Origin of the sequence: Qipengyuania sp. (assembly GCF_964227205.1) — a bacterium.
Taxonomy (GTDB): domain Bacteria; phylum Pseudomonadota; class Alphaproteobacteria; order Sphingomonadales; family Sphingomonadaceae; genus Qipengyuania.
Genome location: NZ_CAXQVB010000005.1, coordinates 14333 through 38908 on the forward strand (window position 1 = coordinate 14333; position 24576 = coordinate 38908).

At 65.8% G+C, this 24576-nt stretch carries 28 protein-coding genes; 16 read left to right on the plus strand and 12 right to left on the minus strand.

The window, feature by feature from the left end:
* Nucleotides 1-76: 76 nt before the first annotated feature.
* Nucleotides 77-1318 (minus strand): TCR/Tet family MFS transporter, encoded by a 1242-nt coding sequence (locus ACEQZ0_RS11750; RefSeq protein ID WP_370190992.1) that lies wholly within the window; start codon nt 1316-1318, stop codon nt 77-79.
* Between the two features lie 80 nt (nt 1319-1398).
* Between ACEQZ0_RS11750 and guaA the strand changes: the two genes are divergently transcribed.
* The 3 genes from guaA to ACEQZ0_RS11765 are packed head-to-tail and all read left to right on the plus strand — an operon-like array spanning nt 1399 to nt 4565.
* Nucleotides 1399-2973 (plus strand): glutamine-hydrolyzing GMP synthase, encoded by a 1575-nt coding sequence (guaA, locus tag ACEQZ0_RS11755; protein WP_370190993.1) that lies wholly within the window; start codon nt 1399-1401, stop codon nt 2971-2973.
* Between the two features lie 51 nt (nt 2974-3024).
* Nucleotides 3025-3276, plus strand: coding sequence for a hypothetical protein (locus ACEQZ0_RS11760; protein WP_372529834.1), 252 nt, complete (start codon nt 3025-3027; stop codon nt 3274-3276).
* Entirely contained in the window at nt 3273-4565 is a 1293-nt protein-coding gene (locus ACEQZ0_RS11765) for an NRAMP family divalent metal transporter (protein WP_370190994.1), read from the plus strand. The genes ACEQZ0_RS11760 and ACEQZ0_RS11765 overlap by 4 nt, the downstream gene beginning before the upstream one ends.
* 28 nt (nt 4566-4593) lie before the next feature.
* Here the strand turns inward: ACEQZ0_RS11765 and ACEQZ0_RS11770 are convergent, their stop codons facing one another.
* From ACEQZ0_RS11770 to ACEQZ0_RS11780, 3 genes are all read right to left on the minus strand, one after another.
* A complete protein-coding gene (locus tag ACEQZ0_RS11770; RefSeq protein ID WP_370190995.1) occupies nt 4594-5004 on the minus strand; it encodes a hypothetical protein in 411 nt (136 codons plus the stop codon).
* 76 nt (nt 5005-5080) lie between these two features.
* Nucleotides 5081-6502 (minus strand): metalloprotease TldD, encoded by a 1422-nt coding sequence (tldD, locus tag ACEQZ0_RS11775; protein ID WP_370190996.1) that lies wholly within the window; start codon nt 6500-6502, stop codon nt 5081-5083.
* A 133-nt stretch (nt 6503-6635) separates the two neighbouring features.
* A complete protein-coding gene (locus tag ACEQZ0_RS11780; protein ID WP_370190997.1) occupies nt 6636-6896 on the minus strand; it encodes a zinc-finger domain-containing protein in 261 nt (86 codons plus the stop codon).
* A gap of 85 nt (nt 6897-6981) precedes the next feature.
* On the opposite strand from ACEQZ0_RS11780, the gene ACEQZ0_RS11785 reads away from it, so the two are divergent.
* A complete protein-coding gene (locus ACEQZ0_RS11785) occupies nt 6982-7920 on the plus strand; it encodes an ABC transporter ATP-binding protein (RefSeq protein WP_370190998.1) in 939 nt (312 codons plus the stop codon).
* 20 nt (nt 7921-7940) lie between these two features.
* Here the strand turns inward: ACEQZ0_RS11785 and ACEQZ0_RS11790 are convergent, their stop codons facing one another.
* Nucleotides 7941-8129 carry a hypothetical protein gene (locus ACEQZ0_RS11790; RefSeq protein WP_370190999.1) on the minus strand — a complete coding sequence of 63 codons (189 nt, stop codon included), beginning with the start codon at nt 8127-8129 and terminating at the stop codon, nt 7941-7943.
* A 134-nt stretch (nt 8130-8263) separates the two neighbouring features.
* Between ACEQZ0_RS11790 and nadB the strand changes: the two genes are divergently transcribed.
* Nucleotides 8264-9850 (plus strand): L-aspartate oxidase, encoded by a 1587-nt coding sequence (nadB, locus tag ACEQZ0_RS11795; protein ID WP_370191000.1) that lies wholly within the window; start codon nt 8264-8266, stop codon nt 9848-9850.
* Between the two features lie 42 nt (nt 9851-9892).
* On the opposite strand, the gene ACEQZ0_RS11800 is transcribed toward nadB, so the two are convergent.
* A complete protein-coding gene (locus tag ACEQZ0_RS11800) occupies nt 9893-10225 on the minus strand; it encodes a PilZ domain-containing protein (RefSeq protein ID WP_370191001.1) in 333 nt (110 codons plus the stop codon).
* Between the two features lie 61 nt (nt 10226-10286).
* Entirely contained in the window at nt 10287-10610 is a 324-nt protein-coding gene (locus ACEQZ0_RS11805; protein ID WP_370191002.1) for a hypothetical protein, read from the minus strand.
* Nucleotides 10611-10920: 310 nt separating this feature from the next.
* On the opposite strand from ACEQZ0_RS11805, the gene ACEQZ0_RS11810 reads away from it, so the two are divergent.
* The 3 genes from ACEQZ0_RS11810 (at nt 10921) to ACEQZ0_RS11820 (ending at nt 15279) form a co-directional block, all read left to right on the plus strand.
* A complete protein-coding gene (locus ACEQZ0_RS11810) occupies nt 10921-11811 on the plus strand; it encodes an alpha/beta fold hydrolase (RefSeq protein ID WP_370191003.1) in 891 nt (296 codons plus the stop codon).
* Between the two features lie 402 nt (nt 11812-12213).
* Nucleotides 12214-12696, plus strand: coding sequence for an energy transducer TonB (locus ACEQZ0_RS11815; RefSeq protein ID WP_370191004.1), 483 nt, complete (start codon nt 12214-12216; stop codon nt 12694-12696).
* A 561-nt stretch (nt 12697-13257) separates the two neighbouring features.
* On the plus strand, nt 13258-15279 hold the full coding sequence (locus ACEQZ0_RS11820; protein WP_370191005.1) for a ribonucleoside-diphosphate reductase subunit alpha: 2022 nt from the start codon (nt 13258-13260) through the stop codon (nt 15277-15279).
* An 83-nt stretch (nt 15280-15362) separates the two neighbouring features.
* On the opposite strand, the gene ACEQZ0_RS11825 is transcribed toward ACEQZ0_RS11820, so the two are convergent.
* The 3 genes from ACEQZ0_RS11825 to ACEQZ0_RS11835 all read right to left on the minus strand — a co-directional run bounded on the left by ACEQZ0_RS11825 (nt 15363) and on the right by ACEQZ0_RS11835 (nt 17492).
* The gene (locus ACEQZ0_RS11825) at nt 15363-15605 is read right to left on the minus strand and encodes a DUF2171 domain-containing protein (RefSeq protein ID WP_370191006.1); all 243 of its coding nucleotides are present in this window, start codon (nt 15603-15605) and stop codon (nt 15363-15365) included.
* Between the two features lie 119 nt (nt 15606-15724).
* The gene (locus tag ACEQZ0_RS11830) at nt 15725-16795 is read right to left on the minus strand and encodes a serine hydrolase domain-containing protein (RefSeq protein WP_370191007.1); all 1071 of its coding nucleotides are present in this window, start codon (nt 16793-16795) and stop codon (nt 15725-15727) included.
* Nucleotides 16796-16859: 64 nt separating this feature from the next.
* On the minus strand, nt 16860-17492 hold the full coding sequence (locus ACEQZ0_RS11835; RefSeq protein WP_370191008.1) for a helix-turn-helix domain-containing protein: 633 nt from the start codon (nt 17490-17492) through the stop codon (nt 16860-16862).
* A 764-nt stretch (nt 17493-18256) separates the two neighbouring features.
* Between ACEQZ0_RS11835 and ACEQZ0_RS11840 the strand changes: the two genes are divergently transcribed.
* The 4 genes from ACEQZ0_RS11840 to ACEQZ0_RS11855 all read left to right on the plus strand — a co-directional run bounded on the left by ACEQZ0_RS11840 (nt 18257) and on the right by ACEQZ0_RS11855 (nt 20189).
* Nucleotides 18257-19318, plus strand: a complete 1062-nt coding sequence (locus ACEQZ0_RS11840; protein ID WP_370191009.1) for a ribonucleotide-diphosphate reductase subunit beta — start codon at nt 18257-18259, stop codon at nt 19316-19318.
* A gap of 74 nt (nt 19319-19392) precedes the next feature.
* Nucleotides 19393-19560, plus strand: coding sequence for a DNA cytosine methyltransferase (locus ACEQZ0_RS11845; protein ID WP_370191010.1), 168 nt, complete (start codon nt 19393-19395; stop codon nt 19558-19560).
* A gap of 41 nt (nt 19561-19601) precedes the next feature.
* Nucleotides 19602-19856 (plus strand): YdcH family protein, encoded by a 255-nt coding sequence (locus tag ACEQZ0_RS11850; RefSeq protein WP_370191011.1) that lies wholly within the window; start codon nt 19602-19604, stop codon nt 19854-19856.
* A gap of 90 nt (nt 19857-19946) precedes the next feature.
* A complete protein-coding gene (locus ACEQZ0_RS11855) occupies nt 19947-20189 on the plus strand; it encodes a hypothetical protein (RefSeq protein ID WP_370191012.1) in 243 nt (80 codons plus the stop codon).
* A gap of 27 nt (nt 20190-20216) precedes the next feature.
* On the opposite strand, the gene ACEQZ0_RS11860 is transcribed toward ACEQZ0_RS11855, so the two are convergent.
* A complete protein-coding gene (locus tag ACEQZ0_RS11860) occupies nt 20217-20885 on the minus strand; it encodes a hypothetical protein (RefSeq protein WP_370191013.1) in 669 nt (222 codons plus the stop codon).
* A 99-nt stretch (nt 20886-20984) separates the two neighbouring features.
* Between ACEQZ0_RS11860 and ACEQZ0_RS11865 the strand changes: the two genes are divergently transcribed.
* The 3 genes from ACEQZ0_RS11865 (at nt 20985) to ACEQZ0_RS11875 (ending at nt 22912) form a co-directional block, all read left to right on the plus strand.
* Nucleotides 20985-21554: a DUF4440 domain-containing protein gene (locus tag ACEQZ0_RS11865; protein WP_370191014.1), complete on the plus strand. Its 570-nt coding sequence runs from the start codon at nt 20985-20987 to the stop codon at nt 21552-21554.
* A gap of 135 nt (nt 21555-21689) precedes the next feature.
* Nucleotides 21690-22589 carry a hypothetical protein gene (locus ACEQZ0_RS11870; protein WP_370191015.1) on the plus strand — a complete coding sequence of 300 codons (900 nt, stop codon included), beginning with the start codon at nt 21690-21692 and terminating at the stop codon, nt 22587-22589.
* A 44-nt stretch (nt 22590-22633) separates the two neighbouring features.
* Nucleotides 22634-22912, plus strand: a complete 279-nt coding sequence (locus tag ACEQZ0_RS11875) for a hypothetical protein (RefSeq protein WP_370191016.1) — start codon at nt 22634-22636, stop codon at nt 22910-22912.
* A 103-nt stretch (nt 22913-23015) separates the two neighbouring features.
* Here the strand turns inward: ACEQZ0_RS11875 and ACEQZ0_RS11880 are convergent, their stop codons facing one another.
* The gene (locus ACEQZ0_RS11880) at nt 23016-23420 is read right to left on the minus strand and encodes a hypothetical protein (RefSeq protein ID WP_370191017.1); all 405 of its coding nucleotides are present in this window, start codon (nt 23418-23420) and stop codon (nt 23016-23018) included.
* Nucleotides 23421-23621: 201 nt separating this feature from the next.
* Here ACEQZ0_RS11880 and argB point away from each other — a divergent pair, with 201 nt between their 5' ends.
* Nucleotides 23622-24518 (plus strand): acetylglutamate kinase, encoded by an 897-nt coding sequence (argB, locus tag ACEQZ0_RS11885; RefSeq protein WP_370191018.1) that lies wholly within the window; start codon nt 23622-23624, stop codon nt 24516-24518.
* Nucleotides 24519-24576 lie beyond the last annotated feature (58 nt).

Sequence of the window (24576 nt, forward strand, 5' to 3'; positions counted from 1 at the left end):
CTGTGAGGCGGGTAATAATATTCCACCGCCGTGAACTAAAGTGAGAAAAGGTTGAATGGTGTTGCGTTTCGCGCAACTATGCCTCGTGCCGTTTTCTCGTCGCATGAGCGAAAATCCCAAGCATGACGACGGCGATAAGTGCCGAGGCGACCAAGGGAATTGCAGGGAAGTGCACAATTGCCTCGGCACCGGTGAAGCGCGCGAAAAGGATCGTGTAGAAAGGCGGGCCGATGATTGCGGCGAGACTGCCAATGGCCTGAGTCGCGCCCTGCAGCTCGCCCTGGCTGGAGGCGTCGACCGCTTTCGAACTGAGCGCATTGATCGATGGCATGACCAGCCCCTGCAATCCGCCGACGAGAATGCCGACGAAAACGATCCAGTCGGACGTTGCGGTGGCGTAGATTGTTGCTGCGGCGCAGACCGAGGCGACGCCCAGCATCACCGCGCCCCGTTCTCCCAGCCGCGGAATCAGCAGGCGCAGGCCGAACCCCTGCACCAGCGCGCTGGCCACGCCAACCATCATCAGCGACAGCCCGATCTTCCACTCGCTCCAGCCATAGGCGGCGATCGCGAAATAGGCCCAGACCGACGGATAGACGAGATGCGCCAGTTGCCACAGTGCCAGCGCGGCGACGAACCACAGCACCGTTCGGCTCTGGCCCGACAGGACCTTCAGCGCGGAAAAGGCATTGGCGCGCGCCAGACGGAAGGGGCGCCGCCGCTCGCGCGGCAGGCTTTCGGCGAGGAAGAAATAGCCGAAAACGAAGTTCGCCAGCGCCAGCCCGCCCGCCGCATAGAAGGGAATGCGTGGGCCCCATTCGCCCAGCAACCCGCCGATTGCCGGGCCGAGGATGAAGCCGAAGCCGAAGGCCATGCCGATCGTGCCGAAACTCTGCGCGCGTCTTTCGGGCGGGGTGATGTCGGCCAGATAGGCGTAGGCGGCGGAATAGCTCGCCCCGGTCATCCCGGCGAGCGCCCGCCCCACCACCAGCCACCAGATCGAGGGCGCGAAGCCCATCACGATATAGTCGATGCCGAAGCCGAGCAGCGCGGCGAGCAGCACCGGACGCCGGCCATAGCGGTCCGACAGATTCCCCAGAATCGGCGCGAAGACGAATTGCATCGCCGCATAGCCCGCGCCGAGCCAGCCCGCCCACAGCGCTGCCTTGTCGACCGCGATCTCGTCCAGATGCATGATCAGCTGCGGCAGCACGGGCATGACGATGCCGAAGCCGATCATGTCCACCAGAACGACTGCGAAAAGGAAGCCGATCGCGCGCCTGCGCTGCTGGTCCGACAGGGCGGGCGCCTCGCTCATGGACATGGCCTATGGCGCCAATCTCGCGCTGGCAATCGGCAATGCTGGACAGCGGGTGCGCGCTGGCTTTAACGGGGCCCATGCAGCCCGAACACCTCCCCGATTCCATCCTCATCGTCGATTTCGGCAGCCAGGTCACCCAGCTCATTGCGCGCCGCGTGCGCGAAGCCGGCGTGTACTCGGAAATCGCTCCCTTCACCCAGGCGGAAGAGGCCTTCCACCGCCTGAAGCCCAAGGGCGTGATCCTCTCGGGCGGGCCGGCCAGCGTCCCCGACGAGGGATCCCCCCGCGCGCCCAACGTGATCTTCGAAAGCGGCGTGCCCATCCTCGGCATCTGCTATGGACAGCAGGTGATGACCCACCAGCTCGGCGGTGAAGTGCGCCCGGGACACGAGACCGGCGAGGGGGGCGAGTTCGGCCGCGCCTATTGCGAAGTGTCCGAAGACTGCGTGTTGTTCGATGGTCTCTGGAAGGAGGGCGAGACGCACCAGGTATGGATGAGCCATGGCGACAAGGTCACGCGGCTCGCCGACGGTTTCCGCATCGTCGCTACCAGCCGCGGCGCGCCCTTTGCGCTGATCGCCGATGACGAGCGCCGCTATTACGGTACGCAATTCCACCCCGAAGTGGTCCACACGCCCGACGGCGGCAAGCTGCTGGCCAATTTCGTGCGCCATGTCTGCGGGCTGGCGGGCGACTGGACCATGGCCGAATTCCGCAAGACCAAGATCGAGGAAATCCGCGCCCAAGTGGGCGACGGCAAGGTCATCTGCGGCCTCTCGGGCGGGGTCGATTCCGCGGTCGCCGCGGTGCTCATCCACGAGGCGATCGGCGACCAGCTGACCTGCGTCTTCGTCGACCACGGCCTGATGCGCATGAACGAGGCCGAACAGGTCGTCACGCTGTTCCGCGACCATTACAATATCCCGCTCGTCCATGTGAATGCCGAGGACATGTTCCTCGAAGGGCTGGCTGGCCAGACCGATCCCGAAAAGAAGCGCAAGTTCATCGGCGGCGCCTTCATCGACCTGTTCGAGGCCGAGGCGAAAAAGATCGGCGGCGCCGATTTCCTCGCGCAGGGCACGCTCTATCCCGACGTGATCGAAAGCGTCAGCTTCACCGGCGGGCCGAGCGTGACGATCAAGAGCCACCATAATGTCGGCGGCCTGCCCGAGCGCATGAACATGAAGCTGGTCGAACCCTTGCGCGAACTGTTCAAGGACGAGGTCCGCGAACTCGGCCGCGAGCTCGGCCTGCCCGAGATCTTCGTCGGCCGCCATCCCTTCCCCGGCCCCGGCCTCGCCATCCGCATCCCCGGCGAAGTGACCAAGGAACGCTGCGACATTCTGCGCAAGGCCGATGCGATCTACCTCGAGGAGATCCGCAACGCGGGCCTCTACGATGCGATCTGGCAGGCCTTCGCCGTGCTGCTGCCGGTCAAGACGGTCGGCGTGATGGGCGATGGGCGCACTTACGACAGCGTCTGCGGCCTGCGCGCCGTGACCAGCACCGACGGCATGACCGCCGACATCTACCCCTTCGACGCCAGCTTCCTCAGCCGCGTCGCCACGCGCATCATCAACGAGGTGCAGGGCATCAACCGCGTGGTTTACGACTATACGTCGAAGCCGCCCGGCACGATCGAATGGGAGTGAGGTGGAGCGCCGCGCGGTGGTGCTCGAAAGGCATCACCGGCGCATCCTCCGGTGCCTCGGCTGGGCCCGCCCAGGGCGAATACCGCCCGCGCCCTCGCGGCGATCATGCCCGCCATGCCGTCCGAATTGAGCGGGACCGCCTATGACGAGCACCACCTGCTGATGAAGCAGTTCGGCAGAAGCAGGTGCCGGCCCTCCGCACCCGATTGCGCCGAATGCCCGGCGCAGGTGCGGTGCGAAATCGGGGGGCGCTCGCGCGCGATTGCAGCGGCCACGCGCTTGCGCCACAAGGGCGGACAATGAAACGCATCGGCTCGATCCTGCTGTGGTCCGCAATCGCGGCCGCCTTCATCGGACCGGGGACGGTTACCGCCGCGGCCAGCGCGGGCGCCAGCGTCGGCCCGGCGCTGCTGTGGGCCATTCTCTTCTCCGGCATTGCCACCTTCACATTGCAGGAATTCGCCGGGCGGCTGGCGATCGGGACCGGCGACGATCTCGCGAGCGTCCTGCGCCGCCGCTACCCGGATGGATTCGCGCGCGTGGCCACGCTGGTGCTGGTCGGCGGCGCGATCCTGCTCGGCTGCGCGGCCTATGAGGCAGGCAATATCCTCGGCGGCGCGGCTGGGGCGATGCTGGCCATCGACCTGCCCAAGAGCACGGTGACGCTGAGTTTGGCGCTCGCCGCCGGAGCGCTTTTGTTGGCCGGATCGCCGCAGGGCGTGGCGCGGCTGATGGCGGTGTTCGTAGGCCTGATGGGTCTGGGCTTCCTCGCGGTCGCGATCTCGCTTGCTCCCGCCATCGGACCGCTCGCAGCCGGGCTGGTGCCGACGCCCGGCTTCGCCGACGATCCCGCCGCGCTGCTGGGCGTGCTCGCGCTGGTGGGAACGACGGTGGTGCCCTACAATGTCTTCCTCGGCGCAGCGCTGGCGCGCGGCCAGAGGCTGGGCGAGATGCGCTTCGGCCTCGCGATCTCGGTCGGGATCGGCGTGTTGATCACCGCTGCCATCCTTGTCGTCGGGACCGCGCTCGCGAGCGAGTTTTCGTTCGAGGCACTGGGCGACACGCTCGCCGCGCGGTTGGGGGGCTGGGCGCGCACCGGTTTCGGCATCGGCCTGCTGGCGGCCGGGATTTCCTCGGCGGTAACCGCTCCGCTCGCCGCCGCGCTGACCGCGCGCGGCCTGTTCGCCTCGGCGGAGGACGCAGGCTGGCAGGCGGGCGGCTGGCGCTTCCGCGCGGTCTGGGGCGCCGTGCTGCTGATCGGCCTTGCCTTCGGCCTCGCCGACATCAGGCCGACTCCGGCGATCCTCGCCGCGCAGGCCTTCAATGGCGCGCTGTTGCCGCTCGTCGCGCTGTTCCTGCTCGCCGCGATGAATGACGAGACGCTCCTGGGCGAAACGGCGAACGGCCCGCTGGCCAATGGCTTCGGCCTGCTGGTGGTCGGTGTCGCGACGATGCTGGGGCTCACCGCCCTCGCGCGCGCGGCGGGCACGGCGCTCGGCTTCGCGCTGCCCGATCCGGGGCTCATGCTCCCTGCCTTCGCGGTGCTCGGCGTCTTCCTCGGTCGCGCGGTCACGCGGCGCGCGACGCGGTAGAGCTGCCGACTCGCACAGAGGGGCGTTGTCAGCCTTTGTCGTCGACCTTCGTATAGGGCACGAAGTCGCCAAGGAAGAGCACGCCGGTGAGGAAGCCGCCGGTGCGTTCGACCAGATCGATATGGTCGGTGCGGCACAGCGTTGATCCGCTGAAGCGCCGGATGACCATGATATCGCTGTCGTCGATGCTCTCGGGGTTGCGGGTATAATTGACCCACACGGTGTCGCCGTCGCGATAGGTCAGCGCGGTGCCGTCGATCTGGTGGAGGGTCCGGCTACCGAATGTGTTGATGCAGCGTTTCGGCTCGCCCGCTACCCGGCCTTCGAGCAGCTTGGCGAGTTCGGCTTCGCCGCGCGTCAACTCGCCGGGCTCTTCGGCGCGGAGCGGCATGGCGATCAGTCCCACTGTAGCAGCGGCGAAGGCAAACGGTTTGAGCATGACGATTCTCCCGGATCGATGAGTGGATACTATATCACACTCGCTGAACCTAGGATGAGCGGTGCCGATCGAGCGCTCAGGCTGTGCCGCCGACCGTGATGCCGTCGACCAGCAGTGTCGGCTGGCCGACACCCGCGGGCACGCTCTGCCCGCCCTTGCCGCACATGCCCACGCCTTCGTCCAAAGCCATGTCGTTGCCGATGCCGCGCACCTTGGTGAGCACGGTCGGCCCGTCGCCGATCAGCGTCGCGCCCTTGATCGGGGCAATGATCTTGCCCTTCTCGACCTTGTAGGCCTCGGTACAGGCGAAGACGAACTTGCCGCTGACGATATCGACCTGGCCGCCGCCGAAGCTGGTGGCGTAGATGCCGTCCTCGACGCGGCTGAGCAATTCCTCGGGATCGTCCTTCCCGCTCCGCATGAAGGTGTTGGTCATGCGCGGCATCGGGGCGTGCTCATAGGATTGGCGGCGGCCATTGCCGGTCGCCTCGACGCCCATCAGCCGGGCGTTGAGCCGGTCCTGCATATAGCCCTTGAGGATGCCGTCCTCGATCAGCACGGTCTCGCGCGTGGGCGTGCCTTCGTCGTCGATGCTGAGCGAACCGCGGCGGTTGGCGATGCTGCCATCGTCGACCACGGTGACACCCGGCGCGGCGACTCGTTCGCCGATCCGGCCCGAAAAGGCGCTGGTACCCTTGCGGTTGAAATCGCCTTCCAGCCCATGGCCGACTGCTTCGTGCAACAGCACGCCGGGCCAGCCGGGGCCGAGCAGGACGGTCTTCTCGCCCGCCGGCGCCGCGACGCTTTCGAGATTGACCAGCGCCTGGCGGACGGCTTCGTCGACCGCGTGCATCCAGCGGCCTTCGTCGAACAGGTCGTCGTAGAGATAGCGCCCGCCGAAGCCGAAGCTGCCGGTCTCGCGTCGACCATTGGCTTCGGCGACGATGCTGACGTTCAGCCGCACCAGCGGGCGGATGTCGCGCGCGGTAAAACCGTCGGCGCGGATGATGTCGATCGCGCTCCAGCTGCCGGCAAGGCTGGCGCTGACCTGCGCCACGCGCGGATCCTTCGCCCGCGCAACCGCGTCGATCTTCTCGAGCAGACCGACCTTCTCGGCGAAGGGCACGAGATCGAGCGGGCTGACATCGGTATAGAGGTGGCGGTTGGTCCGTTCGGGCGGAGCCGAGTGCGGCGACTTGGTCGCCTTGAGCAATTGCAGCGTTTCGCCCGCGCGCGCGATCGCCTTCGCGCTGATCTCGTTGGCATGCGCAAAGCCGGTGGTCTCGCCCGAGACACCGCGCAGGCCGAAGCCCGAATCGCGGCTGTAATCGGCGGTCTTCAGCCGTCCGTCGTCGAAAGCGAAACTCTCGGTCGCCATGAACTGGAGGTACAGCTCGCCGTCGTCGCAGGGCGCGAGCAGGCGGCGGGTGAGCGCCTGGGCCTCCTCGGGGGCGAGCTGGCTGTAGAGCAGGGCGTGGGGATCTGTCGCTGACGTCATGCGACTGAGATAGGATCTCGGGCTCTCAACGTCATCCTGAAAGTCGTTGCGAGCATAGCGCGAAAGACCGGTCCGGCGCTCGCTGGGTTGCCGCGGCACCTGCGGTGCCTCGCGATGACGGGAACGAGAACTCTTACGGGTGACCCGGGTCGCTGCCTTCGGAAATGTCCATCAGCTGCGACTGGTCGACGCCATCTGCGGGGCCGCCCTCGAGCACGAAGCGCCGGTCGCAATAGCCGCAGTCGACATAGCCGTGCTCGTCGATCTCGAGATAGACCTTGGGATGGCCGAGCGCGATCGGCTTGTAGTTTTCGCCGCTGCGGATGTCGGTCGCGCCGTCGCACCACACGCGCCGCGTGGTGACCTTGGAGATTTCGGGAGGAGGCAGGCTCATGGGAGTGGTCCGATAATATGTGCCGTGCGCCGGCGCAAGCATTCGCCGCTTGTCGCGCCAAGGTCGCGCCCCTAGGTCACTGCGCATGACCACGCCTCCCGCCATCCGCATCGACAATCTCGTCAAGGAATACGCCCCGCCGGGCCCCGGCGAACCGCCCAAGCTGGCATTGAAGGGCGTGAGTTTCGATGTGCCGCAGGGCGGCATCTTCGGCCTGCTCGGGCCCAATGGCGCAGGCAAGTCGACGCTGATCAACATCCTTGCGGGGCTGGTCAACAAGACCGGCGGCAGCGCCGAAATCTGGGGCTTCGACATCGCGGAAAATCCGCGCAACGCCAAGCGGTCGATCGGTATCGTGCCGCAGGAAATCGTCTTCGATCCCTTCTTCACGCCATTCGAGGTGCTCGAGAACCAGGCCGGCTTCTACGGCATCCCCAGGTCCGAACGCCGCAGCGAGGAACTGCTGCGCGCGGTGCATCTGTGGGACAAAAAGGATGCCTATGCGCGCACGCTGTCGGGCGGGATGAAACGCCGCCTGCTGATCGCCAAGGCGATGGTCCATTCGCCGCCCATCCTGGTGCTCGACGAGCCCACCGCCGGGGTCGACGTCGAATTGCGGCGCCAGCTGTGGGGGCTCGTCACCGAGCTCAACGAACAGGGGGTCACGGTGGTGCTCACGACGCACTACCTCGAAGAAGCCGAACAGCTCTGCGACCGGATCGCGATCATCAACCACGGCGAGCTGATCGCCGACAAGCCGACCCGCGAGCTGGTCGGCATGGCGCGCGAGAAGATCGTCGCCGTCACGGTCGACAAGGACCTCGGCGGTCCGATCATGGAAGAGGCCTTCATCCGGGCCGAAGTGGTCGAGCCGCGGCGGCTCGAGATCACCTACGACCGCGACAAGACGAGCGCGGGGCAGGTGCTCGCGCGGGTCCAGAGCCATGGTTATGCGATCGAGGATGTCACCACGCGCGAGGCCGATCTCGAGGACGTTTTCGTCCAGCTGACCGGCGCGGGGTGACCTCGCGGTCGCGGCGAGCCTTAGTGAATCGCGCGGCGGCCGAGCCCTGCATCCTTGACCCGCATCGCCGCCCACAGGTGCGGTTCGACCTCCTCCATCGGCGTGCGGCAGGTGCGGCAGCGGCTGAACTTCTGCCCGCCTGCGCGCTTGATGCCTTCGCGATCGACCTTGTGCTTGCCCAGCGCGCAGGCGATGTGACCCAGTTTCATTGTGTGCGACCCTCTAGTCCCGTAGCTGATCCCCTGTCGGCCCGGCCCTAGCGAGTTGCCGTGCCGCCAGAACCCCCCTTGCGCCGGACCGTTCTGTTCTTGCCGCCTGACGTTTACACCGGCATGACGCGCCCATGACAGACACCCCTCACGACGTCCTCGTCATCGGTTCGGGCGCGGCCGGACTCACCGCCGCACTGGCGCTGGCCGAAACCAAGCGAGTGCTCGTGCTGGCCAAGGGCGACCTCAAGAGCGGTTCGACCGCCTGGGCGCAGGGCGGTATCGCCGCGGTCCTCGACGCGGGCGACACCTTCGAGAACCATATCCGCGACACGATGGTGGCGGGTGCGGGTCTCAACGATCGCGAGACGGTCGAATTCGTGATCGAGCGCGCGCCTGCGGCGATCGACCGGCTGTGCGAGCTGGGCGTGCCGTTCAACCGCCAGGAGGGCGACCTGCACCTCACCCGCGAGGGAGGCCACTCGCATCGGCGGATCGTCCATGTGAACGACGCGACCGGCTGGGCGGTGCAGGCGGCGCTTTTGAAGGCGGCGGAGGAAAACCCCAATATCACCCTGCTGCCGGGACAAAGCTGCATCGACCTCATCACCGGGCGCAACCAGCTCGATTTTTCGGGCTCCGGCCGCGTCTGGGGCGCCTATGCGCTCGACGAGGAGAGCGGCGAGGTGGTGGCGCATGTCGCGCGCGCGACCGTGCTCGCTGCAGGCGGCGCCGGGCGCGTCTACCTCTTTAGCACCGCTCCGCGCGGCGCGACGGGCGACGGGATCGCCATGGCCTGGCGCGCGGGGGCGCGCGTCTCCAACATGGAGATGATGCAGTTCCACCCGACCTGCCTCTACAATCTCGAGGTCAAGAACTTCCTCATTACCGAGGCGGTGCGTGGCGAGGGCGGCCGGCTGGTCAACCCGGTGACGGGCGAGCGCTACATGGAGAAATACGATCCCGAGCGGATGGAACTGGCCCCGCGCGACATCGTGGCGCGCGCGAATGACGACCAGATCAAGCGCTACGGACTGGACTATGTCCATCTCGACATCAGCCACCAACCGCCCGAATTCGTGATGCAGCATTTCCCCACGATCCACGAAAAGCTGATGGGTCTCGGGATCGACATGACCAGGGGGCCGATCCCGGTGGTGCCCGCGCAGCATTACACCTGTGGCGGGGTGAAGATCGGGCTCGATGCGAAGACCGACCTGCCCGGCCTGTGGGCTGCGGGCGAATGCACCGAAAGCGGGCTCCACGGCGCCAACCGGCTCGCCTCGAACAGCCTGCTCGAATGCTTCGTCTTCGGCGAAGCGGCGGCGCAGGACATCCTCGCCTGCTGGGACAAGCTCGACGATCCGCCGGCAATCCTTCCGTGGGACGAAAGCCGCGTCACCGATTCGGATGAAGAGGTCGTCATCAAGCAGAACTGGACCGAGATCCGTCGCTTCATGTGGAACTATGTCGGGATCGTGCGGACAACCAAGCGGCTGGAACGCGCCGCGCACCGCATTCGCCTGCTGCGCGACGAGGTCGAGGATTACTACGGCCATTTCCGCGTCACCACCGACCTCATCGAACTGCGCAATCTGCTCGAATGCGCCGACCTGATCGTCCAGAGCGCGCTCAAGCGGCACGAAAGCCGCGGACTCCATTTCATCATGGATTATCCCGAGACCGCTCCGGTGGCGAAGGATACTGTGCTGGTGCCGTAAGACGGGCCGGTTTCCTCCCGCACAGGGCGGGCGGCTGGCGGCTCAGCTTCCTGCGGTGCGCCAGGTCGCCATCGACCAGTCGCCGCGCAGCATCCAGTCGTCGAGCGCATAATGCCGCACCACGCCCGGGCTGATCGGTTCGGCGAAGAAGATGCCCAGGCTCTCGCCCAATTGCCAGGCCACCTCGCCCTCGGCGACATAGCCGGGCAGCAGGATGAGTTCGACCGGAGATCCGACGCGCGCGACGATGTCATGGCATTCGACCATGCAGCCCGAGGGCGAGAGGTTGCGCATGGCGCAGCGCAGGCCCACCCCGTCGATCATTATCCGCACATCATCCAAAGTCCCGCTGCGCGGCTCGCTGCGTCGGTCCATTCTCGAAACCCTCGAATTGCGGCCCCCATACGGGAAGGCCTATCGAGCGACCCTCGACGGATCACGGACGCGGAGTCCGGTTCGCATGCGGACGGGTATGATCCGGTCCCTTCATCGCCTTGTCCTCGGCCTTCGAATCGCGAATTCTCGTGCCGACCGAATTCCTGCCCTCGCCGCAGTCGAATTTTGTGCCGTCGGGAAGGCGGCAATAGCAGCTCGTCTTGATCCAGAAGACATAGTAGCACCAATGGGTAATCGGGGCACCCCCGCGCGGATCGACGTCGGCTCCTTGCAGTTTCTCGCCCCAGAACTTGGCCTGCGCCGGAGATGCCGCGAGCGCGATCAGTGCCGCCGCCGCAAAGGCCTTCTTGAAACCGTGTGTCATCCTACCCTCCCTGTTGCATCGCTCTTGCTGCGACCCGGTCGGGACGACCCGGCATTCGGCAGTGCGCAGTGGCGCTTGCTGCCCCCGGCCCGTCATGACGGCTGCCGGACGATCTTCCGCAGCCGGGTGAAGAGGCGATCGCAAGAGGCCCCATCCCGGCGCGGCGAATGCGAGCGGATATGGCAGCTTGGAGGGCGGGGGGATTGTAGATGCTCGCCATGACCCGCTGCGCCGCGACGAGCGTTTGGGCTGGACAAGCGGCGCCGATTGCGACGAGGATCCCGACCGCACAACCGGAGGAGGTGGGGCCATGCCCAAGGCGACGGCGAACGGGATCGAGATACATTACGAAGAACATGGTGACCCGAACGATCCGCCGATGCTGCTGATCATGGGCTTCGGCGCCCAGCTGACGCTGTGGCCCGACGAGCTGGTCGAGGCGCTGGCCGGGCACGGCTTCCGTGTCATCCGCTACGACAATCGCGACATCGGGCTCAGCCACAAGTTCGACGGGGTCAAGGCCCCCGGGCTGCTCAAGCTGACGCTGCTGTCCAAGCTCGGCCTGAAGCCCAAGGTGCCCTATACGCTGGCAGACATGGCCGATGACGGGGCCGGGCTGCTCGACGCGCTGGGCATCGCCAAGGCGCATATCGTCGGGGCGAGCATGGGCGGTATGATTGCGCAGCATTTCGCCGCCCGCCATGCCGACAAATGCCTCTCGCTCACCTCGATCTTCTCGACCACGGGCAATCCCGGGCTGCCGCCGGCGAGGCCCGAGGCGATGAAGGCGCTGGTGACCCGGCCCAAGAGCACCGAGGAGAAGGTGTTGGTCGAACACGGCATGATGCTCGCTCGGACGATCGGTTCGCCCGGCTATCCGGCGGAGGAGGAGCGCCTGCGCGCGCGGACCACGGCGAGCGTGCGGCGCAGCTTCTACCCTGAAGGTCCGACGCGGCACCTCTCGGCGATCGTCGCCGATGGCGACCGCCGCCCCATGCTCAAGCGCATATCGGTGCCGACGCTGGTGCTGCACGGCGAGGACGATCCGCTGGTTCCGTGCGAGGGCGGGCGCGACACGGCCGCCTGTATCCCGGGCGCGAAGCTCAAGACCATTCCCGGCTGGGGACACGACTTGCCGCACGAGCTGGTCGAAGAGCTGGCCTCGGCCATCGCCCAGCATGCCAAGGAAAGCGCCGCCTAGCCGCGTTACGGGCCCCTTTATGCGATCCTGATCGACGAATGACCTCTGGCATTCGATCGGCGGACGAACGGAAGTTGTGCAGTTGCGTGCAACCATGGCGAGTCTGTTATCGGCAGGCGCAATCACCGGTTGCAGGCCTTTTCATGTCCAAGCAACGATCGCAATTAATCATCCGTACGACACGATTAAAATTTTACCGAAGGCTCCTCAAAGCTGCTTTCGGGGCCTTCTTTGACAAGATTCTTTCGGCTCCTAGAGTGGGCGTCGAAGGCGGGCCGCCGCAGCCGCCCGCTCTCGCGATCGACCACTGATCGTGCATCACGGGACTGCCGCTCGCCGGTTCGGCGAGGCGGGAGGCGCGAAGCTGCGGCCGGTCATCTATGCAACGAAAAGGATGATCCGATGAAACTACCCCTCCTTGCCCTCGCCGCCGCGTTCTCGCTGACGACGGTCCCCGCCAGTTCGCAGGACATCGTCGTCTCGGCGGAAGCGGCCGCGCTCGATCTCGTTTCCCGCGATCTCGATCGCAATCTCCTGCGCGCCGAGTGGCCGCGCTCGCGCACCACCGGCGAAGGGCTGGTAATGGTGCGGTTCTATCGCGGGGCCGATGGACGCCCGACCGACGTAAAGCTCTACCGCGCCTCCGGCCGGCGCGATGTCGACCGTCTCGCGCTGCGTGCGGTTTCCGCGCTCGGCCGCTCCGCTCCGCTTCCCGCGATCGGCGGATCGGGGCAGGTCTTCCAGGCCAATGTGATCCTCGCCAACAGCGTCGATGCCCATGCCGCGCTCGAAGGACGGCTGGCGCGGCTCGAACAGGCGCGGCTGGCCGATCCGCGCGAACGCTCGGTGCTGGCATTCGGAGGAACCCCGCGCAGCGCGGGCTAGGCCTGCCGAGTCGCAACCCCTTCGACGGTGTCGCTGGTTGCGCTGCGGGCGGCGGCGGCATCGTCGGAGACTAACGCAGGCGCCTCCACGGATGCAGCGCCCGATTCCAAAATTGCGCATCCGGATTCGAATGAATCTCAAGCCGGATCGATCGTTTTTGCCCGCAAAATTTTTTTCCCAGATTCATTTTGCCCCTTGCGCTCGGCGCGAGTCCAGCTTGGTCCACGCGTCGCGGCGTTGCAGCAAGATAAGGCAGTGCGCCGACAACCCGGTTGGGGGCGTTAAATCGGAATTGACCCTCTTGCGCTCGAATCGCGCCTGATTCAGTATCTAGTAGTCGGGCTACCGGGGGTACCCACAAGACCTAGCTATCAGCGGCTCGCTCTCCATATCGGGGTCGGGCCGCGATCACGGCGGGGTTGTGGGAAAAAGGGGATAAGTTTTCACCCCGGCGGCGCACAAAATTGCTAGGTGGGAGCGCAGTCCTGCCGACTCGAACACAAGCGGAACAGGCGCGGCTCGGAAGCCCGCGCTCGAAGCACACGGAAGGCGGGGCAGACGATGGATTTCAAGAGCGGGGACGACACGGCGATGGCACTGGATATCGATACCGACGACAGTGTTTCCGAGCCCACCACGCAGACAAAGGCGGTTGCCATGGACAAGACGGACACAGGCAGCGACGGGCTGGTCGAACAGGCGGCAGGCGAAGTGCTTGCCGGCGCGGTTGCGAACGCGGCAGCCGAAGCGGCCAAGGAAGACAGCAAGAAAGTGCTCGATCGCCGCTTCGACGTGACAATCGACGAATCGCGCGATGCGCTGCTGACCGAATTCGGCAAAGAAACGCTGATCGACCGCTACCTGCTCCCGGGCGAGAAGTTCCAGGACCTGTTCGCGCGCGTCGCCGACTATTTTGCCGACGACCAGGATCATGCGCAGCGGCTTTACGACTACATCTCGAAGCTGTGGTTCATGCCCGCCACCCCGGTGCTGTCGAATGGCGGCACCACGCGCGGCCTGCCGATCTCGTGCTATCTCAACAGCGTTTCCGACAGCCTCGACGGCATCGTCGGCACCTGGAACGAGAATGTCTGGCTCGCCTCGAAGGGCGGCGGCATCGGCACCTATTGGGGCAATGTCCGCGGCATCGGCGAACCGGTCGGCCTCAACGGCAAGACCAGCGGCATCATCCCCTTCGTCCGCGTGATGGATTCGCTGACGCTCGCGATCAGCCAGGGCTCGCTGCGCCGCGGTTCGGCCGCCTGCTACATCGACATCACCCACCCCGAAATCGAGGAATTCCTCGAGATCCGCAAACCCTCGGGCGATTTCAACCGCAAGGCGCTGAACCTGCACCACGGCGTGCTGGTGACCGACGCCTTCATGGAAGCGGTCCGCAACGGCGAGGAGTTCGAGCTCGTCTCCCCGCGCGACGGGTCGGTCCGCAAGACGGTCGATGCGCGCAGCCTGTTCCAGAAGCTGGTCGAAACCCGCCTCGCCACGGGTGAACCCTACATTGTCTTCTCCGATACGGTGAACCGCATGATGCCCAAGCATCACCGCGAACTGGGCCTCAAGGTTTCGACCTCGAACCTGTGCGCCGAAATCACCCTGCCGACCGGTATCGACCACCTCGGCAACGATCGCACCGCGGTGTGCTGCCTGTCCTCGCTCAACCTGGAAAAGTGGGAAGAGTGGGAAGGCGAAAAGCAGTTCGTCGAGGACGTCATGCGTTTCCTCGACAACGTCCTGCAGGACTATATCGACCGCGCGCCCGACGAGATGGCCCGCGCCAAATATTCGGCCATGCGCGAACGCAGCGTCGGCATGGGCGTGATGGGCTTCCACTCCTTCCTGCAGAGCAAGGGTATCGGTTTCGAAAGCCCGATGGCCAAGGTGTGGAACATGAAGATGTTCAAGCACATCAGCGCCAAGGCCGAAGAGGCCAGCCTTGTGCTGGCGCAGGAACGCGGGCCCTGCCCCGATGCCGCCGAAACCGGCGCAATGGAGCGCTTCAGCTGCAAGATGGCGATCGCGCCGACCGCCTCGATCTCGATCATCTGCGGCGGCACCAGCGCCTGCATCGAGCCGATTCCGGCCAATATCTATACCCACAAGACGCTCTCGGGCAGCTTCGTGGTCAAGAACCCGTATCTGGAAAAGCTGCTCGACAAGAAGAGCAAGAACTCGACCAATGTGTGGAACTCGATCCTCGAGCGGGGCGGCAGCGTCCAGCACCTCGACTTCCTCACGCCCGAAGAAAAGGCGACCTTCAAGACCAGCTTCGAGATCGACCAGCGCTGGCTGCTCGAATTCGCCGCCGATCGCGCGCCCTTCATCGACCAGGCGCAGAGCCTCAACCTCTTCATCCCCGCCGATGTCGACAAATGGGACCTGATGATGCTCCACTTCCAGGCGTGGGAGAAGGGCATCAAGTCGCTCTATTACCTGCGCTCGAAGAGCGTGCAGCGCGCGGGATTCGCCGGCGGGGTCGAGGCGGACAACACCGCCGACGCGGCGAAATACGAACTCGCCGCGGGCGCCGAGCAGACCGATTACGAGGAATGCCTCGCCTGCCAGTAAGCGGTAGCGACAAAGAAAGGCCCCGCTCTCCGGTGTGGAGGGCGGGGCTTTTTCATAGCCGGAACCTGTCCGGCGCGTCGGGGTCAGGCCGCTTCGGTGGCCTTGGTGCCGAGACCGTCTGGAATGCGGGCGCTTTCCCTGAGGTAGACGCGGTTGTCGTCGATCTTCTCGACATCGTCGAGCTTGAGGAAATGGTGGATGTCGTCCGCGCTGTCCGACTTGGTCAGCTTGATCGCGTCGCCATCGACTTCGTCGACGGTACCGACATGCCGGCCCCTGCAGTCTGCGACTTCCATGTGTTCCTTGATGCGGAGTGATTCAAACATAAAGAATCCCCTTTGATTTGCGTTGCTTACACCCAATCAACGGGCCGCATCGGCAATCGGTCCACGCCTCGTCGAGGCTGAGGCACCGTCCATTGGTCGTGGCGGCGGATCCAGTTCGCCTATCTGCTCGATGCGTCCATGAGCACCGGCAGGATCTCGTTTGTATACAGCCTTTCGCTTTTTGCATGCGCATCGCGCTGGCCGAAATTGCGCGTTGTGATAACGGTGACCGAGCGGGTCTCGGGCTCGATCACTACCTTGTTGCCGCCGTTGCCGCTCATCGAACGCGTGACAACGCGCTGCCCGCGAGCTTCGGCTTTCTGCAGCCAGATGAGGTAACCGTATTCGGTATCCTCACGGCCGGGCACCGCAGCATGCGGGCTTAGCGTGTCCGCTACCCAGCTTTCCGGGATGATCTGGCGACCGCGGTAGTTCCCGCCATCCAGCAGCAGTTGGCCGAGCTTCGCCAGCGCCCGGCTTGAAAGCTCAAGCCCACCGCCGCCTTGCGCGAGACCCAGCGGAGAGAACTGCCATGACACATCAGCAATCCCAAGCGGTTCGAACAGGCGGGTGCGGGCATATTCCTCCAACGCGATGCCTGTCGCACGTTCGACCACTGCGCCGAGCGTGGTCACACCGGCCGTGCAATAGGCAAAGGCGCGGCCATAGGGGCTCTCTTCGGGTTTCGTAACCCAAGCGGGAAAGCCCTTGACTGGCAGGTCGAGATAGAAGCCGGGCCAGTCCTCAATCAGGTACATCCGCTCCTCGTTCCCGCGCGAAAACTGGTTGCCATCGTCGCATTCGGCGATCGAGCTCATGGTGAGAAGGTCCTCGACCGTCACCGCTTGCTTGCGCGGATCGGGATTTCGCACAACGTGCTCGGGAAAGAACGAGGCGATGCGGCTCTCGCGGGCGAGGAGCCCGTCACCGATAGCGATCCCCGCCAGCATGCCAGTGATGGTTTTGGTGGCCGACCGCGTGTTGCGCAGCGCATCTGAGCCGACATCATCGAAATATTGCTCGGCTACGATGGCTCCGTCCTGCATCACCACGATGCTCGTGATCCCGCCATAGGTCGCGTCTTTCCCGGATACGGGCAGGGATTCGAGTGCGATCGTGGGCTGGGCCAGCGCCGGAGCGGCTAACATCGCGGAAACGGCAATTGCGAAGGCAGTGCGAAGGAACGGCATCGAGAACTCCTGAATACGACGTGATTCGCCATTGCCCTCCTCCGGCCGGCCGATCTTGTAGATTTCAAACATTGCTCATGCGCTTCCGATAGGCGCCGGGGGCCAACCCCGCACGGCGGCGGAAGAAATTCGCGAAGTGTGCCTGATCACAGAAGCCCAGCGCCAGCGCGATGTCGGCGAGCGGCCATTCTCCCTGCGCCAGTAGCGCGCAGGCTTGTTCGAATTGCCGGTCGCGCAGCAACTGCCCCGCGGTCCGCCCGCACAAGCGCCGGAAGCTGCGCGCGACATGGACCGGGTGAATGTCCGCTTCGCGTGCCACACGGGCAAGATTGATAGACCCTGGGTCCTCTTCCATGACCATTTGCCAGCTGCGCCGGAGCCAGCCGGGCACCGACGCGGATTCATCGGGAACTGCGCCTGCCGTGAGCGCAACGGCGAGTTCCTCCACTGCGAGCGTCGGCTGCGGGAACTCAAGATCTTCGACCAGCGCGGTCATCTGCGCGATCGCCGCTCGGTCGCGCCGTGCCCGCGCGGGGCCTTCCCACGACAAGGCGGGGTCGATACCCATCGCAAGGAAGCGCCCCTGCGAACCGAGGAAGCGGTCGCGGTGAGTGGTACCCGCCGGGTTGTCGACCAGGACCGGCGTTGCGCAGACTGGCGGTGCGCCTGCGGCGCTTGTGATGTAATTGCCGCTCATCACGAAAATGAGGTGACGATTTTCGTGGCAATGAGGTTCGATCTCTATGTCGATCGCGTCGCAGATAGCGAAGTCAACGCCATGGCAGTTTTGCCGAAGCGAGCGCGCTCCCCAGATTTCGCCGGGCCCACGGGCAAGCGGCGTCGAGAAAGCGGTTCGCGGCATGCACGACCCAGATTAGGATAGCCGGGGCTCGAGTCCAGCACACCATCGACTGGCGTGCGAGGCAGGACGATAAAAGGCAATGCCTTGCACCCGAGTGGGGTGGTGGCCGTGTGCCCGTGTTCCCTCGCCTCCTCCAGCGCTGCGATTAGGGCGCATACTCGCCCTCAAGCAGCGCAGCGGTAGGGCATAAAACCACCCTCGAGCAGCACAGCGGTAGGGCATAAAGCCGCCCTCAAGCAGCGCAGCGATTGGGCGATCAGCAAAAGTGACGCCCCGCCCTCGGTGGAGGAACGGGGCGCCGGGGTTCGCGGACATCGCCCGCAATGAGGGGAAACCGGACGATGCCACTGTTCCCCGAACTTGCCGCGCGGCTGCCCCCGATGCGCGGGGCGCTGCTCGCATGAACTATCGATTCACCATGACAACGCCGCCGATCGCCACCGCGTTCCGCGGTTCGTCGCACGGCCGCTACGGCAGGGCGCGCGGGCGATCCCCATCTTATCCCCGCCGAATCATTCCCGCTTGCCTTCGATTCCGGGCTCTGATTCACTATATGAGTCGCTCGCGCCCAGACCACGCCAGATTCCGGAGACCACAAGATGTCGTTGCTCGAAGCCCGCAAGACCTACAAGCCCTTCGAGTACCCCTGGGCCTACGAGTTTTGGAAGCGCCAGCAGCAGATCCACTGGATGCCCGAGGAAGTTCCGCTCGGCGAGGACTGCCGCGACTGGGCGCAGAAGATCACCGAGCACGAGCGCAACCTGCTCACACAAATCTTCCGTTTCTTCACCCAGGCCGATGTCGAGGTGCAGGATTGCTACCACGACAAATACGGCCGCGTGTTCAAGCCGACCGAAGTCAAGATGATGCTCACCGCCTTCTCCAACATGGAGACGGTGCACATCGCCGCCTATTCGCACCTGCTCGACACGATCGGCATGCCCGAAAGCGAATATTCGGCCTTCCTCGAATATGAGGAAATGAAGGACAAGCACGATTACCTGCAGGTCTTCGGGGTCGACACCGACGAGGATATCGCGCGCACGCTCGCAGCCTTCGGCGGCTTCACCGAAGGGATGCAGCTCTTCGCCAGCTTCGCCATGCTGATGAACTTCCCGCGCTTCAACAAGATGAAGGGCATGGGCCAGATCGTCAGCTGGTCGGTGCGCGACGAGAGCCTCCACTGCGAAGGCATCATCCGCCTGTTCCACGAATTCGTGCGCGAGCGCGACTGCTATACGAAGGCGGTCAAGGAAGACATCATCGACATCTGCCAGAAGTCGGTGCGGCTGGAAGACAATTTCATCGACCTCGCCTTTGAAATGGGCCCGGTCAGCGGCATGACCGCGAAGGAAATCAAGAAGTACATCCGCTACATCGCCGACTGGCGGCTTGGCCAGCTCGGCCTCCAGCCGATCTACATGGTCGAGGATCACCCGCTGCCCTGGCTCGCCCCGCTATTGAACGGCGTCGAGCACGCCAACTTCTTCGAAACGCGCGCGACCGAATATTCGAAGGGCGCGACGCGCGGCAACTGGAACGATGTCTGGTCGAGCTTCGACAAGCGCAACAAGGCCAAGGCCGCGAACGAGGAAGGCGCCGACGAGGACGACGGCCCGGGTCTGTTCGGGGATGACAGCGGGGCGCAGGCGGCGGAGTGAATCTCCATTCTGGAGGCAGTCGCTTGACTGGAACGTAAAGAGAACATAGCGGTACGGATAAAAGGGAGTATCGCATGCAATCGATCGAATTTTGCGCCGGTGCTGGCGGGCAAGCGCTGGGTTTGGAACAGGCCGGTTTCCGCCATACTGCGCTGATCGAGATCGAACCTGAGTTCGCGAAGACCCTGAGGCTGAATATACGTTTAGATCCACATCAACGACGCGCGCGCGGCGTCGGCTAGGCTCACCTCTCGACACCACGCCTGACGAGAGGACGACCCCCATGTCGCAGCATACCCCCAACGAACTCACCCAGATCTTCGCGCGCGATCGCGAGCTGGTCACGCGGCTCAAGCGGGAGGATGCGCATTACGCGCGGCTGGCCGAGGACTATCACGCGGTGAACCGCGAGGTGCACCGCATCGAGGCCGAGACCGAGGCCGCCAGCGACGCGCGCTTCGATGCGCTCAAGAAACAGCGCCTCGCGCTGCTCGACGAAATCACCGCGATCATGGCCAGCGCGCGCAGAGCCGCCTGAGCCGGGACCGCGCTTGCCCCGCGCTTGCCTTGCCGCGCCGGGCATGAGACGCTTGGCCCCGTCACCCCTTGTAACGAAGGAGACCTTGCGATGATCACCCGTCATGCCCCTGCGGCGCTGCCGCTCGCTGCTGCTTTCGCGCTTGCCGCCTGCGGCGGCGAGCCCGAGGAAACCACCTATGAAACCGACGCCACCGATGTCGGCGGCGGCGAGCTGATCGTCAGCGAGCCCGATCCCGAGGCCGTGCCGGTCGACACGCCCGACACGCCGATGACCAATGTGCCCGACGAAGGCGCCGCCGCCGAAGACGCGGTCGAAGAACCCGCGGGATAGGCGTCGCGCGCCTTTGCTGCCTGCGCCCTACCAGCCCCAAGCGGGCGGGGGCGCGGGAACCGGCGCGCTCGCGTCGATCTCGACGCGGAAGAGGCGCGAGGGATCGTTGCGCCGCGTGAGCTGGTAGGCGAAAGCCGCATCGCGCGTGCCCGCCGGGTCGATTTCGATCCGCCAGACATTGGTCAGCGAGGCGGCGAGGCCCTCGCGGGTGAACAGCGCGATGGAGGAATCGTCGACGGGGAAATCCTGTGCCCGCGCGGTGCCGCCGTCGGCCGTGATCCCGCCGTAGAAGGTCACCGCGTCGGCCTTGCCGTCATCGTGCCGGTGATCGTGGCTGACTGCGAAGCGCGCGCCCGCTCCGCTGCGCTCGCGCGTGACGATCCAGGTCCGGCTGCGGTTCCACCCGCCGACCTCTTCGGCATCCTCGACATGGAAGGCGATCGCGACCCGATCGGCGCTGCATTGCGCCCAATGCGCGACCATGCGCTTGCCCGCCCAGTCGGCATCGCGCGCATCGGTGCTGGCGAGCCCGCCGGCATAGGCCTTGCCGCAATGGCTCGTGAGCGCCCGCCAGAAAGCCTCCTGCGGGCTCGCCTGCGCCGGGGCGGCAGGCGGCGGCAGCGGCGCGCAGGCGGCGAGCGTGCCCGCGGCGAGCGCGGCAAAGGGCAGGGCGGAGAGCGGGGCGCTGCGTGTCATCGCGCCACCCTAGCCGCTGGCGGCCCAATGGGAAGCGGCTTGCGCGGAAGGTGCCAGAGTGTATTGTATCGCTAATACACAAAAATGGGAGATCGCTTCATGCCCACCGCCCTTGCTGCTGTCGCGCTGTTGCTGGCGCAGGCGCCCGCCGCCGTCCCTGCTGCTTCTCCTGCGCTGCAGCCCATGCCCGGGGGCGAGGCGCTCGAGGCGCAGATTGCCGCCAGCGATGCGCGGCTCTTCTGGGGCTTTTTCGAGGGCTGCGATCCCGATGCGGTCGCGCCGCTGATCCATCCCGATTTCCGCATGCTCCACGATCTCGCGGGCGAGGCGCTGTCGAGCGCTGCGCAGATGCTCGAACAGTCGCGTGTCGAATGCGCCAAGCGCGCGCCCGGCGGGGAGAATGAAGGCTACAGGAACCGCCGTCTCCACGTCCCCGGTTCGCGTCGCGTCCAGGCGCTCGGCACCTGGGGCGCACTCGAGGAGGGGCGGCATGCCTTCTACGAATGGCGCAGCACGCTGAACGGCGGGGCCGGCGGGTGGGAGCTGACCGGCGGGGCGCGCTATATCCATGTCTGGCAATGGATGCCGGGCGAGGGCCGATTCCGCCTGCTCGAGAGCCTCAGCGTCGATCACGGCGCGGCGCTCCCCTATCCACCCGCAGCGGACTAGCGCGGAGCCTTCCTCACCCCCCGGCGCTTTGCCGGCGGCCATGTTCGGCCTGCCCCACGGCGCGATGGCGAGCATTTCCTATGCCCGGCACGCGCTTTGGCCTATGCCGGGCGGGCACTCTCGGGGGAGAGCATCATGAAACACCGCCTTACCGCGCTGGCCCTGGGCTGTGCCGCGCTGGCCGGCTGCGCCTCGTTCGACGGGATGCCGGAACCGATCTTCGCAGCCAAGGCAACGGTCGACGATGTCACGCAGACCTTCCCTTTCGACGGGGTGGTCATGGCGATGGCAGGCAAGGAAGCGGGGCCGCGCAAGATCTACCGCAACCGGGTCGCCGCCGCCTATCTGATGGCGATAGACGCCCGCTATTTCGAGTTTCGCCGCAGGCTGTCGCGCAACGTCAAGGGCGGCAATCTCGGCTTCGATATCGCGTTGCTCGGCCTCACCGGGACGGCCGCGATGTTCGAAAAGGCAGCCGATGAGTTGGCAGCTGCGGCGACGGGCGTTGCCGGCGCTCGCGCCAGCCTCAATCGCGAGCTCTATTTCGAACGCACGCTGCCCGCCCTGATCGGCCTGATGGATGCCCAGCGTCTCGAGGTCCGGACCGCCATTCTGCGCGGCCTGAAGGAATCCGAGGACCGCTACACCGTGCAGGAGCTGTTCGCCGATCTCGCCCGATACGAGGCGGCGGCCAGTCTCGACGGAGCCATCCAGAAGGTATCCCAGATCGCCGGGGTGGAGGCGGCAAAAGCCGAGCTGGACTTCTCCGACACCATCGAGCTGTGCGAAGCTCCCGACGATGTGGCGGAAGCGCGCATGGCCTATGCGAAAGAGCTGCATCTGGGGCGCACCACGCCCGCCGGCCAGGCTCGCAATGCCCGCGCGGCGGTGGTGGCGGGTCTCGCGGGGGCAGAACCCACGACCGACGCCAGTGCCTATGCCGCCCAGCAACAGGCCATTGCCGATGCCCTGCTCGAGATTTGTACCGCCGAAACGCTGGCGACGTTCAAGCAGCAGGTCGATCAGGACCCCTGATCGCAAGCCCGATTTCGCAGGGAGGACGGTAGAGGAGCGGCGCGATGAGCGAGGACCGAAAAGTATTTCTCAACAACAAGACGCTTGAAGGAATGGCGAGAGAGGCAAAGAAGCTCGAAGTTGCGTCGAGCCTCTCCGGCCTGCAGACCTCTGGCGGCCGGAACCGGGCAATCTTCAAGCGCGACGGCAGCTATCCGGACGGCGAGCTGGTCTTTCTTCCCTCGCCGGCCGTACCGCCCGCCGGCGCAACCAAGATTTGCGATGGCCGCCTGACGGCGGAGGGACAAGCCATCGACATCACCGCCTTTCGCAGATCGGTTTGACGCACACGAAAATGGGGCGACGGGATAGACCCGCCGCCCCGGCAAGGCCGCGATACGGGGCTGGGAGGGGCTTCCCCGCCGCGGCCTCTCGCGATCGTGACGATCAGCCTTCGGGCTTGGTGTCGGCTTCGGCCTTCACCCCGGCGTCGACCGAAGCGTCCACGCCCGGTGCGCTCGCCGAACCCTTCGCGCCGGCCTCGGCGCCGGCTTCGATGTCGGTCGCCTTGTCAGCCCGCGTCTGCGCCTGTTCGGCGGCCATCTCGACCTTGTCCTGCGCCTTGGCGGTGGCGGTCTCGACACGGGTCTTTGCCCGCTCGGCGGCGCGCGTCGCGGTGGTTCCGACGCGGGTCGTGGCGCGCTCGGCCTGGTTCAGCACGGGCTGCGGGTTAACGCGAGCCTGGGCGGCGGCGTTGACCGTACCCGACACGGTCCCGGCGAGCTGCGCGCTGGCGCCGGTGGCACCGGCGGTGGCGAGAAGGGCGGCGGCAATTGCGGTAAACTTGGTCATATGTGCGACTCCTTTATCACTTACCGAGACCCGAACTACGGCGCGGCGCCCGATCCGGCTCCCGCGGATGCGCCGAAATGTGCAATCCGATTGGCGAATTGACACCGTTCATCGGCGGTTTAGCGCAGGTTTAGCCGGCGTTCATCCAGCGCCCCGCCTAAACCTTTGCCTCGCGCGCCCGGCACGGCTATTTCGCCGGCGATGAGCACCACACCCGACATCCACGCCAAGGCCGAAACGCTGATCGAGGCGCTGCCCTATTTCCAGCGCTATGCGGGCAAGAGCTTCGTCGTGAAGTACGGCGGAAACGCGATGGGCGACGAGCGCGCGGCGCGCGAATTCGCCGAGGACGTGGTGCTCTTGAAGGCGGTCGGCATCAATCCCGTGGTCGTCCATGGCGGCGGTCCACAGATCGGCGCCATGCTCGAAAAGCTGGGGGTCGAGACGAGCTTCGTCGACGGCCTGCGGGTGACCGACAAGCAGACCGCCGATGTCGCCGAAATGGTCCTCTCGGGCGCGATCAACAAGGCGATCGTCGGTTCGATCGCGCGCGCCGGAGGCCGGGCGATCGGCATTTCGGGCAAGGATGGCGGCCTCGTCACCGCGACCAAGCTGCAGCGCACGCAGAAGGATCCGGGGAGCAATATCGAGAAGGCGCTCGACCTCGGCTTCGTCGGCGAACCCGCCCGCGTCGATACCGCCATCATCGAGACGGTGACCGGCGCCGGCATGATCCCGGTGGTCGCGCCGATCGGCGTGGGCGAGGACGGGCATACCTACAACATCAATGCCGACACCATGGCCGGCGCTCTCGCCGCGGCGCTGGGTGCGGCCCGGCTGCTGCTGCTGACCGACGTCGCCGGCGTGCTCGACAAGCAAGGCCAGCTGCTGACCGACCTGACCCCGGCTGACATCGCACGGCTGCGCGACGACGGAACGATTTCGGGCGGCATGATCCCCAAGCTCGAAACCTGCGTCGAGGCGGTCGAATCGGGCTGCGAGGCGGCGGTCGTGCTCGACGGGCGCGTGCCGCATGCGATGCTGCTCGAATTCTTCACCGCGCGCGGCGCGGGCACGCTCGTCAGCCGCGGGGTGTAACCCGACGGATGGGGGTGGCGCGCGGCGTGTCGCGCTTGTAGGACGCGCGGCAGGAACA

Coding starts and splice junctions, on each gene's coding strand:
- ACEQZ0_RS11870 (WP_370191015.1), top strand. CDS start 21,690: ATGAAACACCGCCTTACCGCGCTGGCCCTGGGCTGTGCCGCGCTGGCC.
- ACEQZ0_RS11790 (WP_370190999.1), bottom strand. CDS start 8,129: ATGAAACTGGGTCACATCGCCTGCGCGCTGGGCAAGCACAAGGTCGAT.
- ACEQZ0_RS11850 (WP_370191011.1), top strand. CDS start 19,602: ATGTCGCAGCATACCCCCAACGAACTCACCCAGATCTTCGCGCGCGAT.
- ACEQZ0_RS11855 (WP_370191012.1), top strand. CDS start 19,947: ATGATCACCCGTCATGCCCCTGCGGCGCTGCCGCTCGCTGCTGCTTTC.
- ACEQZ0_RS11860 (WP_370191013.1), bottom strand. CDS start 20,885: ATGACACGCAGCGCCCCGCTCTCCGCCCTGCCCTTTGCCGCGCTCGCC.
- ACEQZ0_RS11880 (WP_370191017.1), bottom strand. CDS start 23,420: ATGACCAAGTTTACCGCAATTGCCGCCGCCCTTCTCGCCACCGCCGGT.
- ACEQZ0_RS11750 (WP_370190992.1), bottom strand. CDS start 1,318: ATGAGCGAGGCGCCCGCCCTGTCGGACCAGCAGCGCAGGCGCGCGATC.
- ACEQZ0_RS11805 (WP_370191002.1), bottom strand. CDS start 10,610: ATGACACACGGTTTCAAGAAGGCCTTTGCGGCGGCGGCACTGATCGCG.
- ACEQZ0_RS11820 (WP_370191005.1), top strand. CDS start 13,258: ATGGATTTCAAGAGCGGGGACGACACGGCGATGGCACTGGATATCGAT.
- ACEQZ0_RS11845 (WP_370191010.1), top strand. CDS start 19,393: ATGCAATCGATCGAATTTTGCGCCGGTGCTGGCGGGCAAGCGCTGGGT.
- ACEQZ0_RS11835 (WP_370191008.1), bottom strand. CDS start 17,492: ATGAGCGGCAATTACATCACAAGCGCCGCAGGCGCACCGCCAGTCTGC.
- guaA (WP_370190993.1), top strand. CDS start 1,399: ATGCAGCCCGAACACCTCCCCGATTCCATCCTCATCGTCGATTTCGGC.
- ACEQZ0_RS11815 (WP_370191004.1), top strand. CDS start 12,214: ATGAAACTACCCCTCCTTGCCCTCGCCGCCGCGTTCTCGCTGACGACG.
- ACEQZ0_RS11840 (WP_370191009.1), top strand. CDS start 18,257: ATGTCGTTGCTCGAAGCCCGCAAGACCTACAAGCCCTTCGAGTACCCC.
- argB (WP_370191018.1), top strand. CDS start 23,622: ATGAGCACCACACCCGACATCCACGCCAAGGCCGAAACGCTGATCGAG.
- ACEQZ0_RS11810 (WP_370191003.1), top strand. CDS start 10,921: ATGCCCAAGGCGACGGCGAACGGGATCGAGATACATTACGAAGAACAT.
- ACEQZ0_RS11785 (WP_370190998.1), top strand. CDS start 6,982: ATGACCACGCCTCCCGCCATCCGCATCGACAATCTCGTCAAGGAATAC.
- ACEQZ0_RS11765 (WP_370190994.1), top strand. CDS start 3,273: ATGAAACGCATCGGCTCGATCCTGCTGTGGTCCGCAATCGCGGCCGCC.
- ACEQZ0_RS11770 (WP_370190995.1), bottom strand. CDS start 5,004: ATGCTCAAACCGTTTGCCTTCGCCGCTGCTACAGTGGGACTGATCGCC.
- ACEQZ0_RS11865 (WP_370191014.1), top strand. CDS start 20,985: ATGCCCACCGCCCTTGCTGCTGTCGCGCTGTTGCTGGCGCAGGCGCCC.
- ACEQZ0_RS11800 (WP_370191001.1), bottom strand. CDS start 10,225: ATGGACCGACGCAGCGAGCCGCGCAGCGGGACTTTGGATGATGTGCGG.
- tldD (WP_370190996.1), bottom strand. CDS start 6,502: ATGACGTCAGCGACAGATCCCCACGCCCTGCTCTACAGCCAGCTCGCC.
- ACEQZ0_RS11780 (WP_370190997.1), bottom strand. CDS start 6,896: ATGAGCCTGCCTCCTCCCGAAATCTCCAAGGTCACCACGCGGCGCGTG.
- nadB (WP_370191000.1), top strand. CDS start 8,264: ATGACAGACACCCCTCACGACGTCCTCGTCATCGGTTCGGGCGCGGCC.
- ACEQZ0_RS11830 (WP_370191007.1), bottom strand. CDS start 16,795: ATGCCGTTCCTTCGCACTGCCTTCGCAATTGCCGTTTCCGCGATGTTA.
- ACEQZ0_RS11875 (WP_370191016.1), top strand. CDS start 22,634: ATGAGCGAGGACCGAAAAGTATTTCTCAACAACAAGACGCTTGAAGGA.
- ACEQZ0_RS11825 (WP_370191006.1), bottom strand. CDS start 15,605: ATGTTTGAATCACTCCGCATCAAGGAACACATGGAAGTCGCAGACTGC.